This is a genomic window from Streptomyces sp. NBC_01197 (assembly GCF_036010505.1).
Classification (GTDB): domain Bacteria; phylum Actinomycetota; class Actinomycetes; order Streptomycetales; family Streptomycetaceae; genus Streptomyces.
The window spans coordinates 2,800,258-2,812,530 of record NZ_CP108569.1; the positions used below are offsets into that span (position 1 = coordinate 2,800,258).

General features: G+C 71.9%; 12 protein-coding genes. 5 read left to right on the forward strand and 7 right to left on the reverse strand.

Going from position 1 to position 12,273, the window contains the following annotated elements; all coding sequences use genetic code 11:
• The first annotated feature begins 4 nt into the window (after nt 1-4).
• The 3 genes from OG452_RS12630 (at nt 5) to OG452_RS12640 (ending at nt 3,537) form a co-directional block, all read left to right on the forward strand.
• Nucleotides 5-1,408 carry an aldehyde dehydrogenase family protein gene (locus OG452_RS12630; RefSeq protein ID WP_327295730.1) on the forward strand — a complete coding sequence of 468 codons (1,404 nt, stop codon included), beginning with the start codon at nt 5-7 and terminating at the stop codon, nt 1,406-1,408.
• Complete coding sequence (locus OG452_RS12635; protein WP_327295731.1) at nt 1,405-2,499, forward strand: NAD(P)-dependent alcohol dehydrogenase; 1,095 nt, start codon at nt 1,405-1,407, stop codon at nt 2,497-2,499. The genes OG452_RS12630 and OG452_RS12635 overlap by 4 nt, the downstream gene beginning before the upstream one ends.
• Before the next feature lie 129 nt (nt 2,500-2,628).
• Complete coding sequence (locus tag OG452_RS12640) at nt 2,629-3,537, forward strand: class I SAM-dependent methyltransferase (RefSeq protein ID WP_327295732.1); 909 nt, start codon at nt 2,629-2,631, stop codon at nt 3,535-3,537.
• 71 nt (nt 3,538-3,608) lie between these two features.
• Here OG452_RS12640 and leuE read toward each other — a convergent pair whose 3' ends face one another.
• From leuE to OG452_RS12670, 6 genes are all read right to left on the reverse strand, one after another.
• A complete protein-coding gene (gene leuE / locus OG452_RS12645) occupies nt 3,609-4,298 on the reverse strand; it encodes a leucine efflux protein LeuE (RefSeq protein WP_327295733.1) in 690 nt (229 codons plus the stop codon).
• 148 nt (nt 4,299-4,446) lie between these two features.
• Nucleotides 4,447-6,045: an acyl-CoA mutase large subunit family protein gene (locus OG452_RS12650; RefSeq protein ID WP_327295734.1), complete on the reverse strand. Its 1,599-nt coding sequence runs from the start codon at nt 6,043-6,045 to the stop codon at nt 4,447-4,449.
• Nucleotides 6,046-6,645: 600 nt separating this feature from the next.
• Entirely contained in the window at nt 6,646-7,683 is a 1,038-nt protein-coding gene (locus OG452_RS12655; protein WP_327295735.1) for a hypothetical protein, read from the reverse strand.
• Nucleotides 7,683-8,387, reverse strand: a complete 705-nt coding sequence (locus tag OG452_RS12660; protein ID WP_327295736.1) for an RNA polymerase sigma factor — start codon at nt 8,385-8,387, stop codon at nt 7,683-7,685. Before OG452_RS12660 ends, OG452_RS12655 begins: the two co-directional genes overlap by 1 nt.
• Before the next feature lie 562 nt (nt 8,388-8,949).
• Nucleotides 8,950-9,369 (reverse strand): PIN domain-containing protein, encoded by a 420-nt coding sequence (locus OG452_RS12665; protein WP_327295737.1) that lies wholly within the window; start codon nt 9,367-9,369, stop codon nt 8,950-8,952.
• 606 nt (nt 9,370-9,975) lie between these two features.
• Nucleotides 9,976-10,452 carry a lamin tail domain-containing protein gene (locus OG452_RS12670; RefSeq protein WP_442810000.1) on the reverse strand — a complete coding sequence of 159 codons (477 nt, stop codon included), beginning with the start codon at nt 10,450-10,452 and terminating at the stop codon, nt 9,976-9,978.
• A gap of 325 nt (nt 10,453-10,777) precedes the next feature.
• Here OG452_RS12670 and OG452_RS12675 point away from each other — a divergent pair, with 325 nt between their 5' ends.
• Together OG452_RS12675 and OG452_RS12680 are read left to right on the forward strand one after the other, a co-directional pair.
• Nucleotides 10,778-11,470, forward strand: a complete 693-nt coding sequence (locus tag OG452_RS12675; RefSeq protein ID WP_327295739.1) for a TNT domain-containing protein — start codon at nt 10,778-10,780, stop codon at nt 11,468-11,470.
• Between the two features lie 9 nt (nt 11,471-11,479).
• Entirely contained in the window at nt 11,480-11,716 is a 237-nt protein-coding gene (locus OG452_RS12680) for a hypothetical protein (RefSeq protein ID WP_327295740.1), read from the forward strand.
• A gap of 36 nt (nt 11,717-11,752) precedes the next feature.
• Here OG452_RS12680 and OG452_RS12685 read toward each other — a convergent pair whose 3' ends face one another.
• A complete protein-coding gene (locus tag OG452_RS12685) occupies nt 11,753-12,007 on the reverse strand; it encodes a hypothetical protein (protein ID WP_327295741.1) in 255 nt (84 codons plus the stop codon).
• Nucleotides 12,008-12,273: the final 266 nt, after the last annotated feature.

The following is a 12,273-nucleotide window of genomic DNA, read 5'->3' on the forward strand; positions in this document are numbered from 1 at the left end:
CGGCATGCCGACCAGCAGACCCGGTCGCGCGCCGGCGCCACGCAGTGAGTGCTTCGCCGTCCTCGATCCTGCGACGGGTACGCCCTTCGCCGAGGCCCCCGACCAGCAGCCGGACGAGCTGGACGCCGTCGTCGAGCAGGCTCACGAGGCCTGGCTCGGCTGGCGGGCCGACCCCATAACCCGCTCCAAGGCGCTGTTCACGGCTGCCGACGCCGTGGAGACGGCCGGGGCCCGGCTCGCCCCGCTGCTCACCCGTGAACAGGGCAAACCCCTGGCCGATTCGTACGCCGAGGTCGCCCGCGCGGCGGCCCGGCTGCGCTACTTCGCCGAGCCGCTCCCGGGGCCGCAGAAGATCACGGACGGCCGGCCGGTACGCAGCGAGGTCCACTGGCGACCGCTCGGGCCCGTCGCCGCGATCGTCCCGTGGAACTTCCCTCTTCAGCTTGCGTCGGCGAAGTTCGCGCCCGCGCTCGCCGCGGGCAATACGGTGGTGCTCAAGCCCTCCCCGTACACCCCCCTCGCCACCCGGCTGCTGGCGTCCGTCATGTCCACCGCGCTCCCGGAGGGGGTACTGACGGTCGTCACCGGTCACGAACCCCTCGGCGCCCGCCTCGCGGCCCACCCGGGGATCCGTCATGTGACCTTCACCGGTTCGGTGCCCACCGGGCGGGCCGTCGCGGCGGGCGCGGCCGCCTCGCTCGCGCGGGTCACCCTGGAACTGGGCGGCAACGACGCCGCCGTCCTGCTGGACGACGTGGAGGTGGAGCGGATCGCGGAACGGCTGTTCTGGGCGGCGTTCCGCAACTGCGGGCAGGTCTGCATGGCGGTCAAGCGGGTCTACGCCCCGGCCCGGCTCCACTCCCAGGTGGTCGAGGCCCTCGCGCACCATGCCAAAACCGTCGTCGTCGGGGCCGGGCTCGATCCGGGCACGCAGCTGGGGCCGGTCAACAACGCCCCGCAACTGGCACGGGTCGAGAGCTACACGGCCCAGGCCCTGGCGGACGGCGCCAGGGCCGCGGCCGGTGGCCACCGGCTGGACCGGCCGGGCTACTTCTTCGCCCCGACCGTTCTGTCCGATGTCCCGCCCGCCGGGCCGCTGGTGACGGGCGAACAGTTCGGACCGGTCCTGCCGGTACTGCCGTACAGCAACCTCGACGAAGCCGTCGATGCGGCCAACGGCACCGGGTTCGGTCTTGGCGGCTCGGTATGGGGGGCCGACCTCGACCGGGCCGAGGAGGTGGCCGGGCGGCTGGAGTGCGGCACGGCCTGGATCAACCACCACGCCGAAATCTCTCTCGCCCAGCCCTTCGCGGGCATCAAGGAGAGTGGAGTCGGCGTCGCGGGCGGGCCGTGGGGGCTGTACGGAAACCTCAGGCCGTTCGTCGTGCACCGCCCGGAGGAAGCGTGACGACGCGGTTCGGGGCGGCGGTACTGCGCTCGTACGAGAGCCGCTTCGCCCTGGAGGAGGTGGCCCTGAACACCGGACCGGCCGACGGCGAGATCCTGGTCAGGATCGCCGGCTGCGGGATGTGCCGGACCGATCTCGCGGTCCGTCGTTCGGCCGGCCGCTCACCGCTGCCTGCCGTGCTCGGCCACGAAGGGGCCGGAGTCGTGGTGGGGACCGGCGGCCCGGCCACCGGCCTGAGCAGCGGCGACCATGTCGTGCTGAGTTTCGACTCCTGCGGGCACTGCCGGAACTGCACGGGCGCGGCCCCCGCCTACTGCGACTCCTTCGCCTCGCTGAACCTCTTCGGCGGACGCGAGGAGAACGCGGGCCGGTTCACCGACGCGGCCGGGAACGCACTGGCCCCCCGGTGGTTCGGCCAGTCCTCGTTCGCCGAGTACGCGATGGTCCCCGCCCGCAACGCCGTACGGGTCGATCCCTCGCTGCCCGTCGAACTCCTCGGGCCGCTCGGCTGCGGATTCCTCACCGGCGCCGGAGCGGTCCTCAACTCCTTCGGCGTCCGCCCCGGTGACACACTCGCGGTGTTCGGCGCGGGCGCGGTGGGCCTGGCCGCGGTGATGGCGGCCGGCGCGGCCGGAGCGGTGACCGTGGCCGTCGACCGGCACCCGGAACGGCTGGCCCTCGCCGAGCGGCTGGGCGCGATCCCGCTGGACGTCGCGTCGCCCGGCCTGGCCGACCGCATCCGGCGACTCACCGACGGCGGTGCGCGGTACGCCCTGGACACCACGGGCTCCGTCCGGCTGATCAACGACGCACTCAGGGCCCTCCGCCCGACCGGCCACCTCGGTCTGGTGGCACGGCTCCACACCACGCTGCCACTCGACCCGGGGGCGCTCGACCGGGGCCGGAGGATCTCCCACATCTGTGAGGGGGACGCGGTACCAGGCCTGCTGATTCCACGGCTGACCGGGCTGTGGCAGTCCGGGCTCTTCCCTTTCGACCAGCTGATCCGTACGTACCCGCTCGCCGACATCAACGAGGCCGAACGCGACTGCGACGCTGGCCGCGTGGTGAAACCCGTCCTGATTCCGTAGGGGAAGGGGCGGGGGTGGTGAGCGCCCCGCTGCCCTCCCGCCCGACCGGTTGGCCGAGCGGCCGACCGACCGGTGCGTGATCCCTGTTTCCCGCTTTTCGTGGTCCCTGCTCGTACCAACGGAGGACGCATGACCGGCACAGCACATCGGAGCACCAGTGCGGAGGGCGTAGCGGGGGGTGTCGGTCTGACCGCTCTCCTGGTCGCCGCGGCACGGGCGATCGAGACTCACCGCGACGACAGCCTGGCGCAGGACGTCTACGCGGAGCACTTCGTGCGCGCCGCACCGGCGTGCGCGGACTGGCCAGTCCGCCTGCGGCAGGTCCCGGACGGGGACGCGGACCCGCTGTGGGGACGTTTCGCCCGCTACTTCGGCCTGCGGACGCGGGTCCTGGACGATTTCCTGCTGCGGTCGGTTCGCGAGGGGGGCGCCCGTCAAGTCGTCCTGCTCGGCGCCGGGCTGGATACGCGGGCCTTCCGGCTCGACTGGCCTCCCGGCTGCGTGATCTTCGAGATCGACAGAGAAGGCGTACTGGCCTTCAAACACCAGGTGCTCGACGGGCTGGCGGCCGCCCCGAAGGCCACGCGCGTACCAACCCCCGTCGACCTGCGTGCCGACTGGGCCGGAGCACTGACCGGCGCGGGCTTCGACCCGGCGGCGCCCAGCGTGTGGCTGGCCGAGGGGCTGCTGTTCTACCTGCCCGTCACCGCCGAGACCCACCTCATCGACACGGTGGACCGGTTGAGCACCGGGGGAAGCGCCCTGGGGTTCGAGGTCAAGCTCGACAAGGACCTGCTGGAACACCGCGACAGCCCGCTCTACACCTCCACGAAACAGCAGATCGGCATCGACCTGCTCGACCTGTTCGACCGGGCGCCGCGACCCGACTCCGCGGGTCGCCTGGGGAGCAGGGGCTGGTCCACATCGGTCCACACCCCCTTCGAATTCACTCATCGCCACGGCCGCGGCCCGCTGCCCGAGCCGAACGACGCACTGCAGGGCAACCGTTGGGTGTTCGCGAACAAACCCCGGCGGTGACGCGGCAATCAGAAGGGGCTGTGAAGGGGCGGGCTGTGAAGCGGCTTGCTCTGCTACCTCAGACTGCTGCCTCAGACGCTGCTGAGCGAGAGCTTCACCGCGAAGCCCAGGAAGAGCGCGCCCGCCGCCGTCGTCATCCCGGCGGAGAGACGCCTGCGGCGCCGGAAGGCGGCGGCGAGGCGGGTGCCGCCGAATATCAGCAGGGTGAGGTAGAGGAAGCTCGCCAGCTGCGCCAGCCCGCCGAGCACCACGAAGGAGAGCGCCGGGTAGGCGTAGTGCGGGTCGACGAACTGCACGAAGAACGAGATGAAGAAGAGGATCGCCTTCGGGTTGAACAGGCTGACCACCAGGGCCCTGCGGTACGGCCGCTCCAGCGCGGTCGTCTGCTCGCCGGTGGTCTCCGCGGTAGCGCCGGTGGTCTCCGCGGCCCCCTCGCTCCGGTCGCGCCGGTCGCGCCGGTCGCGCCAGAGAGCGCGGGCCGTGCGGACCATGCCGAACGCCAGATACGTCAGGTAACCGGCGCCCGCGTACTTCACCAGGCCGAACAGCAGCGGGTTGGCCTGGAGCAGCGAGGCTACTCCCGCGGCGGAGAGGGTCATCAGCACGGTGTCCCCGCAGAACACCCCGGCGGCCGCCGTGTATCCGGTGCGGACGCCGCGCCGGGCGGCGACCGAGAGCACATACAGCGAGTTGGGGCCCGGCAGCAGAATGATCAGCGCAAGGCCGGCGAGATAGGTCGGGAGATCCGTGACACCGAGCATGGACCGAGTCTCGCACGCGGGTATGACAGTCCGGGAGTGACCCTCAGCACCCCGGAGAGCCCGGAAACCGCGGGGAAACCTCGAAACCCCGAAGCGGCCCTCAGCACCTCAGCACCTCAGCACCTCAGCACCTCAGCACCTCAGCACCTCAGAAAGCGTCGACCGGTACGTACGTCCCCCACACGTCCCGCAGCGCGTTACAGACCTCGCCGACCGTGGCCCGTGCCCGCAGCGCCTCCTTCATCGGGTACAGGACGTTGTCCGTGCCGCCGGCGGCCTTCTTCAGCGCGGCGAGCGCGGCATCCACGGCCGGCTGGTCGCGGTCGGCGCGCAGCGCGGCCAGCCGGGCCGCCTGCTGGGCCTCGATGGCCGGGTCGACGCGCAGCGGTTCGTACGGTTCCTCGGTGTCGAGCTGGTAGCGGTTGACACCGACCACGACCCGTTCGCCGCTGTCGGTCTCCTGCGCGATCTTGTAGGCGCTGCGCTCGATCTCGCTCTTCTGGAAGCCGTTCTCGATGGCGCTCACCGCGCCGCCCATGTCCTCGACCCGTTCCATCAGTGCGAGGGCCGCCGCTTCCACGTCGTCGGTCATCGCCTCCATGACGTACGAGCCGGCGAACGGGTCGACCGTGGCGGTGACATCGGTCTCGTACGCGAGGACCTGCTGAGTGCGCAGGGCCAGCCGGGCCGACTTGTCCGTGGGCAGGGCGATGGCCTCGTCGAAGGAGTTGGTGTGCAGTGACTGCGTACCGCCGAGGACCGCGGCGAGCCCCTGGACGGCGACGCGCACCAGGTTGACCTCGGGCTGCTGGGCGGTGAGCTGGACGCCCGCGGTCTGCGTGTGGAAGCGCAGCATCAGCGATTTGGGGTTCCGCGCGCCGAACTCCTCGCGCATCACCCTGGCCCAGATCCTGCGTGCCGCACGGAACTTGGCGACCTCTTCGAGGAGCGTCGTGCGCGAGACGAAGAAGAAGGAGAGGCGCGGTGCGAAGTCGTCCACGTCCATCCCGGCGGCGACGGCGGTCCGTACGTACTCGATGCCGTCGGCGAGCGTGAACGCGATCTCCTGCGCGGGCGAGGCCCCCGCCTCCGCCATGTGGTAACCGGAGATGGAGATGGTGTTCCAGCGGGGGATCTCGGCCCGGCAGTACTTGAAGATGTCCGCGATCAGCCGCAGCGAGGGCTTGGGCGGGAAGATGTACGTCCCGCGCGCGATGTACTCCTTCAGGACGTCGTTCTGGATGGTCCCGGTCAGCCGGTCGGCGGCTACGCCCTGTTCCTCGCCGACCAGTTGGTACATCAGCAGGAGCAGCGCCGCCGGGGCGTTGATCGTCATCGACGTGGAGACCTGGTCCAGCGGGATCCCGCCGAACAGCACCCGCATGTCGTCGAGCGAGTCGATCGCGACCCCGACCTTCCCGACCTCCCCCGACGCGATGGCGGCGTCGCTGTCGTGGCCCATCTGTGTCGGCAGGTCGAACGCGACGGACAGACCCGTCGTCCCGTGGGCGATGAGCTGCTTGTAGCGGGCGTTGGACTCGGTGGCCGTACCGAAACCGGCGTACTGGCGCATGGTCCACGGCCGGCCCGTGTACATCGACGGATACACGCCCCGGGTGAAGGGGTACGCGCCGGGCTCGCCCAGCTTCTCGGCGGGGTCCCAGCCGACCTGCGCGCCGGGCCCGTACACCGGATCGATCGGAAGTCCGCTCTCGGTCAGCCGGTCGCTGCCGGTTTCGCGTGCCATCTGCTGCTGCCTCCCGCGTTGAAAGGGTGCCCACCAGGAAAAGCCGCTCAGCCGGAGAGTTACCTAGCAGTAAGTCCTGGTTCTCGCGACGGACTGTAGCGGTGGGGGCGCAGCGGGTGGAGACACACACGCTGGGACCTTGCTCACAGCATGGGCTTCGCGACGCCCGGAGGGGGAATCACCCGGGACGAGGCGCGAGGAGCGAAGAAAGCCCGGGAGTTCCCGGGAGTTCTCGGGAACTCCTCGGAGGGATTGGGGGCGCGGGTGGGTCCGGGGGAACGTAACCCACCCGCGCCGGGTGCGCGGAGCCGAAGGTACGGGGGGAACCCCGGCTCACACGCGGCCGATGACCAGTCGGCTCACTCTCTACTGCGCCGGGCTCCCGGAAAGTGTCACACCTGCGGATCGGTCACTGCGGCGGAGCGGATCGGTACGGCGGTGGAGCCGGGTCGGTCACTGCGGCAGGACGGATCGGTACGGCGACGAAGGCCGAGCAGTCACGGCGGCGGAGCCGGTTCCGGCGAGCACGTCAGTCGTTTCCCCGGCGAGCACGTCAGCCGTTCGCCGACGAGACCGCCAGCCGTTTCTCCGGCGAGCCCCTCAGCCGTTCGCCGTTGTCGCTGCGCCGTTCCCGTCGCCCGGTGAGGGCGAAGCCGGGAAGGCGAGGGTCGGCGAGGGCGAGGGGCCGGGGGACAGGGAGGGCGAGGGTGCGGGGGACGTGGCAGGCGGGGCGGGGGTGAGCGGGGTCGAGGGCGTGAACGAGACCCGGTGGCCCTTGGAGCCACCGGCGCCCAGCACCCGCCCGCAGAATTTCTCGACGTTCGCCGCGCCGCCGGCCTTCGACTCCAGAGCCCGTCTGCGCCCGCCGTCGACCCGCCCCGCGCGGTAGTCACGGCAGGCCGCGGCCAGCTTGTGCAACACCCCGGCGCCCGGCTGGTGACTGCCTCCGGACGGCGTCGGCTCGCCCCGGTTCCCGGCGCCGGGCCCGTGCCCGGTGCCTCCCGACGGGGTCCCGCGCCGACTGGCCTCGCCCGTGCCGCTGTCCCCGTCGCCCCCATCGCCGCCGGGCCGGCTCGCCGGGGGCGAGGTCCGCGGGCCGTGCTGTCCGGGGGCGGATTCCCCACTGCCGTGGCTGCTGCTGTCCGGCCCCGGCGAGGCGCTGGTGGACGTACCGGAGGAGGAGCCGGAGATGAGCGGCCGCGGTGTCGCGGCGGACGAAACGGACGAGGCGGGCATCGGTTCGCTGTGGCCGAAGGGCGAAGGCAGCATGCCGGTCCCCGCGGCGACCGCCACCCCGCTCAGCGCACAGCCCGCCACCAGGGCGGCGACGCTGAACCGCACCGGTCGGCCCCAACGGCCGGCGGCCCGTACCGGTCCCTGCGCCTCTGCCGTACGCCGTACCGGTCCGAGTGCGTCCGCGCCGCCGTCCCTGGCCAGCCGGAACGCCTCCAACGCCGCTTTCTCGCCGGGAAATTCATCGGCCTCGGCCCAGTCGGCGGACGGGGCCGCACCATCCAGCGCGGCGTGCAGCCGCGCGGCCTGCGCCCTCGCGTGATCGTCGACGGCGCCGACAGGGCCACCGCTCAGCAACCGCTCAGCCGTGTCCTTGTCAAGCCATTCGCACCGCTCGTCGGCCATCACATGTCCTTCTGCGTCCACGGACGCGAATGCGTCACACCGACCGCGGCTTTCGACCCCTCGCCCTTCGGCCTCTCCTGCTTCGGCCTCTCCTGCTTCGACCCTTCGCGTGGGGAGCGCTGCGTGGGTACGGCGTCGAGTCCGTGCGGGCCCACCTCGGGGCCGAGCAGTTCGGCAAGCTTCTTCAGCCCGCGGTGCGCGGCGGTCCGTACCGCACCGGGCCGTTTGCCGAGCGCTCTGGCCGCGCTCTTCGCGTCCAGCCCGACGACCACCCGCAGCACCACCGCTTCGGCCTGGTCCTGCGGGAGCTGGGCGATGAGCCGCATCGTACGGCCGGTGGCCAGGGCTTCGATGGCTTCTCCCGCGGTGTCCGAGTCACCCGGCTCCGCCGCCAGTTCGGACTCGTCACCGCCGCCCGCGGGGCGCCTGCCCCGCATCCGTATGTGATCGAGCGCGCGGTTACGGGCTATCCGGGCCGCCCAGCCACGGAACCGGTCCGCGTCGCCGCTGAACCGCCGGAGGTCGCGGGCGATCTGCAGCCACGCCTCGGACGTGACGTCCTCGGCGTCCGGATCGCCGACCAGCGTCCGTACATACCCGAGCAGCCGCGGGTGCACCGCGCGGTACACAGTCCGGAAGGCGTCCTCGTCCCCGTCCTGTGCCGCGAGCACCGCGGTGGTCAGCTCCGCGTCGTCCCCCAGCACTCCCTCAACCTGTCCTGCCGCACCGCTCCCCCGCTGTGCAGCTGGTCGCCACTGCCGCGCCGCTTTGCGCAATCCGTCACGCTACGGCCTGTGCCCGGTCCGCGTCCACGACTTGTACGACCTGCGACAACGCGCTGACTCTGCGCGGTGTGACAGAAAACGCATGCCCGGCGCTGAGAGAGATACGGGACCGTACCGCGGCTCCCGCGGATGACGACCGGGGCCTCTCCTGTGGGGGGTGGCGGCCCCGGTCGTCGTTCCATCGCCCGGCCCGGGCCCTGACCAATGCGCAGTGGATTGAACCTGCCTTGATTCGGCACCCTGCTGAATGGGGCGCGAAGTCGGGCACGGAGTGCGCTACCGAGACAGGCGGCGTAACACCACATTCATCCGCTCACGTTGCAGCGGGAACTCCACCACAAGGCTCTGACCCCGCGGGAAGGTGGGCGCGGTCCCAGCACAGCACCACGCCTTGAGCAGACCCGGGACGGCCCGGCCCGCGACGAGAACGCTCTGCCCTCACTCGTCGAGGCACGCGCAGGACGGCATGTACGTTTCCGGCTCAGTCGGCTGTGCCGGGCTCCACGACCCACTCGGCTCGCAGCCCGCTCAAGGAGGCGATCATGCCGAGGTCGCCGTCGTAGTGCAGGACCGTGGCCCGATGCCGCGCGGCGGTTGCAGCGATGAGGACGCCGGCCAGCGACAGCGCCCGGTGAAAGCCGGAGTTCAGGGCCACCAGGGCCTGGATCTGGAGTGCCCGCTCGAACTCCTCGTCTCTGCAGGGCACGTGGTCGAAGCCGCGGAGCAGGGCACGCAGTCGCAGCGCCTCGGGCTTCCCGCGCGCCGAGTACAGATCCTCGTACTCGGTCGGGGCGCTCACCGCCAGGAGCCCGTCGCGGGCCAGCGCGTCCAGCCGCGCCCGCACCGTCGGCTTGCCCCGGCGGGCCAGCGCGGACTTGTCGAGGAGGTGGGGCCCCTTCACGCCGCCGAGGTCCCGCCTCCGCGCTTCAGCGAGCCGTCCGGATTCCGCGGTCCCGTCTGTGACCGGATCTCCGCGAACGTGTCCTCGAACTCACCTCGTCAATGGCATCGAACAGCTCCCGGCGCAGCCGCAGCTTCACCCCTTCCTCCATCGCCGTCCGCACTGCGGCGGCGTCGTCTTCACGCCGCACAGCGCATCGCCTGCTCGACGATCTCCTCGTCCAGATCGACCACAGTCCTGGCCATCAGTTGCCCCTCCGTAGCCGAAAGGGTTCCCGGCGATAAGGGGGTGCTGACCGGGCAGGCGCTCACCCTGCGGGAGTCGGCCGGTGCCGCGCCGATGGCGCAAGCACGCTTCGCTGACGAGGAACTGGGCCACCTACTCGGCCTCGACGCCGAAGCGGAGCGCGTCCACGGGTCGTCACCGCCCGGGCACCCGCCGCGATCGTGCCCGGCGCCCCCGCTGCTGCGCCACCCTCCCCCGTTCCCCTCACCGGCACGACAGGCCCGGCCGCCACACCGCCCGTCCCGCCGGCCGCGCGGGAGAGCACACAGCAGTGCGCCGCGAGCGGGCCCACTCGCGGCGCACCTGGTGTCACCTCAACCGTCAGTGGTGCTGGTGACGGTTGCCCAGACGCTCGATGTCCACGACGTGACCGCGCGCGTCGCGCAGGGTCGCGGTGTCGACGCGGTCCCAGATCGGCGAGCGCCGGTTCTGGTAGACGTCGTTCCAGGTGTCGCGGCCGTGGCCGGTGTGGACCTTGACCGACTTGTACGCGCCGAGCCGCAGCGCGTGGAAGCGGTACGAGTGGTGCTGCGCGTCGGTCAGCGTCCAGCCGCGCAGTTCCACGGCCCGGCGGGAGTTGTTGGTGACGGTGATCCACTCCGCGTCCAGCCGGTTGCCGCGGTGGTGCCCGCGGCTGTGGCTGTCGACGTGGTGGACGGCGCCCACCACCACGGCCGCGCGCTCATGGCGCGGGGCGTGGTGGTGGTCGGCGGCCGCTGCCGGGAAGGCGGCGGCCAGCAGGGCCCCGGAGGCCAGAACAGCTGCGGCGAGACGGGAACCTGAAGACAAAGACGACATGGAACCCCCAGATCAGGGCATGCGTGCGCCGGTCGGCCCACGCATGGTGCAGATGAACTTCCGGCTCTGTGCCGGACCCCCACACTCTGAACCGAGCGGGTTCCGATGTCAGGAGAACCTTCGCCACTTTGCCAAAACCGGACAAAACACACCCCGTCAGCTCATCCGGCGCATACGCCCCCGCGCACCTCACCAGACAACGCGCTCCCCACGGACAGCGGCCCGTACAGCGGGCGACTCCGCCGTCCCGCCCCGCAGATGGTGACTGATCCGCTACCGTGCGTGATACAGCCCAGCCGGGTTTCGGAACACAAGGGGACCTTGAGTGAACCGCATTCGCACCGTTCTCGCCGCGCTGACCGTCACCGCCGCGACCGCGGCGGCGCCCGCAGCCGCGAGCACCGCTCCGCAGCAGCACCCGGACCGGTCGGCGGCCTCCCGGCCGCAGCAAGCCCCCTGCTCGGGGCAGTTCCGGGAGGAGGCCCGGCTCGGGCCGCAGTGGCTGCCGTCGAAGCACGAGAAGCCGGTGGGTCCGCTGCTCAAGGGCTACCACCGGACCGGGAAGCTGTCGTCCGGGGACTTCCTGAAGAAGTACTGGGAGGGGCCAGCGGACTCGGGCAGCTGGAAGTACCCGCCGAACGACGGGTTCAAGGAGGTCAACGGGCAGGTGGACAAGGAGCCCGAGAAGCTGCGCACGGGCGAGCGCCTGGACCGCTTCGGCTCCGAGTACGGCTCCTACCTGGCGCCCGCGGGCGACTCGTACGCCAAGCGCGCGCTGCCCCCGCAGAGCCTCAACACCCGTGACGCCGCAGTGCCCTGCGACTACCACGTCTACCGGGTGGCCAAGCCGTTCTGGGTGTGGCAGGGCGGCATCGCGCCGTGGTTCGAGCAGCCCGGCAACGGGCAGCAGATCAAGCTCGACCCGGTGTTCCTGAACCCGGGTGAGGGCCAGCGGCTGAACGTGAAGTGGCTGCTCGACCACCACTACCTCGCCCAGGCCGCAGTGGCCGGCGAGTAGCACCGGCCCATGGACCGCCACGAACTGCGGGCCGCGCTGCGCGACGCCGGGGTGCCCGACGGCTACTACCGGATCGAGGGGGTCCATGAACCGGTCCCCACGCCCACCGACTTCCTCTATCTGAAGCGGACCGAGGACGGCGCGGCGTGGGAGACCGGTGCGTACGAACGCGGCCTGTCCGAGGTCATCGGCCGGTACGACACGGAGCCGGACGCCTGCGCGCACCTGCTGCGGCTGCTCGTCTGACGGCCGGCGGTCCGGGGTACGCCGGGGGCCCGGCGCCTACTGGTCGCCCACGTCCCGCCGGTTGGACAGGGCCGACTCCGCGAGGGACGACAGGCCCTCGACGTAGAAGGTGCCGTCCGGTGCGGGCCGCACGACGAGCCAGCCGCGCTCGCCCAGACTGCGCACCTGCCCCCGCACCTCGTCGCCGAGCTCGGCGACGAGGTCGTCCTCGCGGGGGGTGCTGCCCGCGTGCAGGTGCTCGCGGATCCGCAGGAGCAGAGCCTCTTCCTGCGCGGTGATGTTGAAGTCCATCCCTGGACGCTACGGCCCGCCGGGCACCGCCGCGCGCGGAGGGCCGAACCTCACCCCGGAACCGCCCCGGCTCCACCCGGAACCCGCACTCCGCGACCCGGCCCGATGTACCGAATCCGGACGCACCGCCTCGGACGCACCGCCTCGGACGCACCGACTCGGACGCACCGGCACCGAGAGGCCCGCGGCGCCTTCGCGGGGCGCCGCGGGCCTCTCGCACGCGGGCCCGGGTCCGCCCGCTCGCCCGGGCCCGGTCCGGACCCGGG